This is a genomic window from Listeria valentina, from assembly GCF_011800755.1.
GTDB classification, from domain to species: Bacteria; Bacillota; Bacilli; order Lactobacillales; family Listeriaceae; genus Listeria; species Listeria valentina.
Genome location: NZ_JAATJW010000113.1, coordinates 1 through 3310, shown reverse-complemented (window position 1 = coordinate 3310; position 3310 = coordinate 1). Strand labels below are relative to the sequence as shown.

Below are 3310 nucleotides of genomic sequence, written 5' to 3'. Positions count from 1 at the left end.
GTGAGGATTAAATATTTATGTAGTCGAAAAGGAATGTCGTTGAAAGATTTATCTAGTGAAATAGGTTTATCTTTTAACGCGCTTTATAGATGGGATGCCCATACTCCCTCTGTTGATAATGTTGTCAAAGTAGCGGATTACTTTCATGTTTCGATGGACTATCTGTTAGGGCGAGATGAATATATTGAGCCTATCATGAATCAAGAGGCTGTGCATGAAATTGCAGCAGAATGTGCGAATTTAACCAATCAAACATTAGCCTCTTTAGCAACGATTGAGAAACAATTAAAAAAATATATGTAACGGAGGCACAAAAATGACATTCAAAAAAGGCGATCGAGTGAAGCATAAAGAGTTTGATTTGATAGGTGTTGTTAAGAGAGTTGACGATGATATCAGCTACTGGAATGAACCCGTTCTTTGGCTTGAGGATGAGAATGAAGATTGTTACTTTTGTGAATCGGAGTTTGAAAAAATAGAAGTTCAGAAAGTACCGAGTTGTTTTGATGAATGGGTGAAAAAGTGCACTCATACATACTGGTCTCCAGCGCAAAATTTCTATAATTTTTCAATACAATTCTTTAACGGAGAGTTGACCAGCGATCTTGAGGACTGGTTAGAAGGGAGTTGTTATGGGGAAGAACGGCTAAACATCGTGTTAGATGCTTTGCAAAATGGCTATGAAGTCGAACAAGATGATCAGCTTTATTATGTTAGATTTCCGAACACAGGTGAAGATGAGGCTTATCTAAACTATGAATTACCGACAAAAAAATTACGGTTTATGAGTAAAGAAGAAGGAGGAGGCTATCAAACAAAATTCACAGAATCTGAAATTAGAACAGATGAATTAAGCGCGCTTGATTCACGATTTTGGAAGTTTGCGGTACCTGCTGTAGAAGAGGAGGAGGAATAAAAATGGGATTTTTAGATAGCATGGCAAATCAGTTTATGAAAGACGAATTTGAAAAAGAAACCACTTATAAAGTGGAATGGGAAGGTACAGGCGTAGGACTAACCTATTACGGGGGAACGGAGGAAGTGAGAGCAAACAGTAGAGAAGAAGCAAGCAGAATTACTAGGTTTAGAATCAAACGACGTGCTGCTTTAGTCATCAAGGTTAAAAGTGTTAGGGAGGAAAAATAAATGTCAGAAAAAGAAAAGAATCAACTAGCTTTTTTTAAAGAGTTTTATGATCTGGTTTGGGATACAGGCTGGGTAAATAATGATATAGCGTATATGTTAACCATAAAAGCAGTGAAAAAATCTGGCTTTGATAGTGGCGGCAACCACATCAAGCGTGAGCAAGAGCCGCTTTATGAAGTGCCTATACTAATAAATACAGCGCAACAACGCTGGTTACTAACATTACATGGAGAAAATCCTGAAATAATCTTCGAACACGATAACGAAGGATATAACAGACAGTATCTTTCAGAATCAGAAATTAAAGCGATAGGTGAACAATTTTGGCAGTTTGCTGTAAAAGTTGAAGATAAGGAGGACGAATAAATGGCTAAAACTCATAAATTAAAAATATTGCCTCAATTTTTCAAAGAAGCACGAAGCGGAAATAAATACTTTGAAATAAGAAAGAATGATAGAGATTATCAAGTTGATGATTACATTGTTTTGAATGAGTACAACGGGAAAAACTATACAGGCAAAAAAATCGCAGGCAAAATTACGTTCATTACTGATTTTGAGCAGAAAGATGGGTATGTGGTTTTTGGCTGGATGCCTGTAGGTCTAATGGAGAGTACTTTAGAAAATGAAATTTTAAAAGCAATAAAAGCTGATCTCTACACAAAAAACAAACTAGTGGCGAAGGGTGGCAGTCATAAATGATGAATCGTGTTGTGTTGGTTGGACGATTAACAAAAAATCCAGACCTTCGATATACTCCAGCAGGTGTCGCAGTTGCGACCTTTACACTTGCTGTAAATCGAAATTTTAAAAATGGACAAGGGGAGCAAGAAGCCGACTTTATTAATATCGTTGTGTGGCGGAAACCCGCAGAAAACGCGGCAAATTTCCTTAGAAAAGGAAATCTAGCGGGCGTTGATGGTCGAGTTCAAACTCGGAATTATGAAGGTCAAGACGGTAAGCGCGTTTATGTTACAGAAGTGGTTGCTGAAAGTGTTCAATTTCTAGAGCCTAAGAACAGCGCCACAAGCTCGAATAATGCAAACGGGGGCAATCAGTCGTATTCTCCGAGAAACACGCCACAAGCGGCGCAGAACGCTTCTAATGATCCGTTTGCAAGTGATGGGAAGCCAATAGACATTAGTGAAGAAGATCTTCCATTCTAAAATCAGGAGGGGCAAACAATGACAGTAACAGAGTATCAAACAATGTTTAACGATAGAAAAGCACATATACAATTGATGATTAATGCTATTGATGAAGTATCTGAATTCAAAATATATGAGTTAGTAGAAATGAGTGATAAAGAAATTGAATACATCTATCAAGTTAAAGTCATCGAAGAATGCCACAATTAAGCAAGAACACGCAAATAGGGGTATGCAGTTTGAGAGATTAATAGAAAATGCATGCCAAATTTATGAAATAAAAAACTTGGCAATCATTAAAAAATTGCCGACAGAATGGAAAGTAATCAGGCGGGGAAATCAAGTTGTTAGTGCTTTCCCCGCGCAAAAAAGTACTGTTGATTTTTTAGGGGTGTTAAATCCTGGCATGGCGGTAGCCTTTGAAGCGAAAGAAACAAAACAAAAAAGCTTTCCCTTTAAAAATATCAAACAGCATCAACTAGAGTATTTGCAGACAGTCCGTAAAATGGGCGCACACGCTTTTATTTTGATTAATTTTGTGGCAGTTGGACAAATATATAAGGTGGATATAAAAACGTTTCTAGCGCTTTATGAGGAGGCTATACAAAATAAAAGAAAATCAATCCCGCTAAAGAACTTTGAAGAGTGCGGCGAGAAAGTAAGTACTCTAAACGGGATACCTGATTTTTTAGACGCTTTATAAGCGAGGTGATAAAAATGTTTATGGAGGAGAATAAACAAGAACAATTGCGCTTGATTGATAAACTTTTAGATCCAAATTTACCGACAGAGGAAGCAAAAAAGTTAAGAGCATTACTAAGACAAAAGGAAAAGGAGAGGACAGAAGCGAGAGGGTTAGTGTATATCTACAGCTCGACTAGCGGACGAAATGAAAGTATTAATTTGACTAAAGATTTATATTTTCAATTCCGAAAAAAAGGCAAGGTGGATCAAGAAATCGCACAAATTATAGGGTTTTCAGCTAGCGCGGTTTCAAAATGGAAAAAGAGGAACGG

At 37.2% G+C, this 3310-nt stretch carries 9 protein-coding genes; all 9 read left to right on the top strand.

Going from position 1 to position 3310, the window contains the following annotated elements:
- Positions 1–303, top strand: a 303-nt coding sequence (locus HCK02_RS13555) for a helix-turn-helix domain-containing protein (RefSeq protein WP_208970487.1), incomplete at its 5' end; no start/stop codon positions are given.
- Positions 304–316: 13 nt separating this feature from the next.
- Entirely contained in the window at positions 317–916 is a 600-nt protein-coding gene (locus HCK02_RS13550; protein ID WP_167630629.1) for a DUF1642 domain-containing protein, read from the top strand.
- Between the two features lie 2 nt (positions 917–918).
- Positions 919–1146 carry a hypothetical protein gene (locus tag HCK02_RS13545; protein WP_167630628.1) on the top strand — a complete coding sequence of 76 codons (228 nt, stop codon included), beginning with the start codon at positions 919–921 and terminating at the stop codon, positions 1144–1146.
- Positions 1147–1512 (top strand): DUF1642 domain-containing protein, encoded by a 366-nt coding sequence (locus tag HCK02_RS13540; protein WP_167630627.1) that lies wholly within the window; start codon positions 1147–1149, stop codon positions 1510–1512.
- Positions 1513–1848 (top strand): DUF3850 domain-containing protein, encoded by a 336-nt coding sequence (locus HCK02_RS13535; RefSeq protein WP_167630626.1) that lies wholly within the window; start codon positions 1513–1515, stop codon positions 1846–1848.
- Complete coding sequence (ssb, locus tag HCK02_RS13530) at positions 1845–2312, top strand: single-stranded DNA-binding protein (protein ID WP_167630625.1); 468 nt, start codon at positions 1845–1847, stop codon at positions 2310–2312. Before HCK02_RS13535 ends, ssb begins: the two co-directional genes overlap by 4 nt.
- Before the next feature lie 18 nt (positions 2313–2330).
- Complete coding sequence (locus HCK02_RS13525; protein WP_167630624.1) at positions 2331–2504, top strand: hypothetical protein; 174 nt, start codon at positions 2331–2333, stop codon at positions 2502–2504.
- A 22-nt stretch (positions 2505–2526) separates the two neighbouring features.
- Positions 2527–2997 (top strand): Holliday junction resolvase RecU, encoded by a 471-nt coding sequence (locus HCK02_RS13520; protein WP_281348890.1) that lies wholly within the window; start codon positions 2527–2529, stop codon positions 2995–2997.
- A gap of 20 nt (positions 2998–3017) precedes the next feature.
- The coding region (locus HCK02_RS13515) for a hypothetical protein (protein WP_167630623.1) at positions 3018–3310 on the top strand (293 nt) is incomplete at its 3' end.

Coding starts and splice junctions, on each gene's coding strand:
- HCK02_RS13550 (WP_167630629.1), top strand. CDS start 317: ATGACATTCAAAAAAGGCGATCGAGTGAAGCATAAAGAGTTTGATTTG.
- HCK02_RS13545 (WP_167630628.1), top strand. CDS start 919: ATGGGATTTTTAGATAGCATGGCAAATCAGTTTATGAAAGACGAATTT.
- HCK02_RS13540 (WP_167630627.1), top strand. CDS start 1,147: ATGTCAGAAAAAGAAAAGAATCAACTAGCTTTTTTTAAAGAGTTTTAT.
- HCK02_RS13535 (WP_167630626.1), top strand. CDS start 1,513: ATGGCTAAAACTCATAAATTAAAAATATTGCCTCAATTTTTCAAAGAA.
- ssb (WP_167630625.1), top strand. CDS start 1,845: ATGATGAATCGTGTTGTGTTGGTTGGACGATTAACAAAAAATCCAGAC.
- HCK02_RS13525 (WP_167630624.1), top strand. CDS start 2,331: ATGACAGTAACAGAGTATCAAACAATGTTTAACGATAGAAAAGCACAT.
- HCK02_RS13520 (WP_281348890.1), top strand. CDS start 2,527: ATGCAGTTTGAGAGATTAATAGAAAATGCATGCCAAATTTATGAAATA.